Annotated in this window: 1 protein-coding gene; it reads left to right on the forward strand. The window is 54.9% G+C overall.

All coding sequences use genetic code 11. The annotated features are described in order from the left end of the window. A partial coding sequence (locus LN415_09895) for a GTP-binding protein (GenBank protein MCJ2557393.1) occupies positions 1-774 on the forward strand: 774 nt, incomplete at its 5' end. Between the last annotated feature and the right edge of the window lie 26 nt (positions 775-800).

The following is an 800-nucleotide window of genomic DNA, read 5'->3' on the forward strand; positions in this document are numbered from 1 at the left end:
CTCTTGTCCGACATCCTGGAATCTGAGGGCTGGGTATGTGAGGGAAGGAAACTCACTCTGACCGTACCGAAGGATGCCTTTTCTCGCGGGGAGAGGGAGATGGTGAAGGCCGTCCACAGCGCCGTCTCGAAGTTGAAGTACCTCATGAAGGTGGCTCGAATCGACTACGAGATGACGGTGGTCTCGGAAGCCTCCACGAAGGAAAGGGAAAGCGTTGACAACGTTGCCAAACTGAAAGTGGGACTCGTGGGAGATTCCAAAGTGGGCAAGACGAGTCTGATCCAAAGATTCGTACTGGATCAGTTTGACGACAAGTACATCAAGACGATAGGAGCGAAGGTCTCCAAGAGGGAGATCCTTCTCCCTCTCTCCGGAAACAGACGGGTGAGAGTGGTCATGATGATCTGGGACATCATAGGGGAGAGGAACGCCGCAGAGCTCTACATGTCATCGCATTTCATGGGCATGCAAGGCATCCTGGCGGTCTGCGACGTGACCAGAAAGCGCAGTCTGGACAATATCGGTGATTGGGCCTCCTCCGTCTTCGAGGTCGCAGGGGTCGTGCCCATCCAGATCCTGGTGAACAAGACGGATCTGGAGAATCAGTTCGAAATCGAGAGGTCGGATGTGACAGAATCCTCGATGAGCTTGGCTTCCCCCGCCGTTTTCACCAGCGCCAAGACGGGAGAGAACGTCGACGGGGCGTTCAGCGAGCTGGCACAAACGATTCTGTTCGGGAAAGACATGAAGGAAGTCTCAATCGCGGCTCACTGAGACCTCTGAGAGACCAGGGTCCTATT

This window comes from Candidatus Thermoplasmatota archaeon (assembly GCA_022848865.1).
Taxonomy (GTDB): Archaea; Thermoplasmatota; Thermoplasmata; order RBG-16-68-12; family JAGMCJ01; genus JAGMCJ01.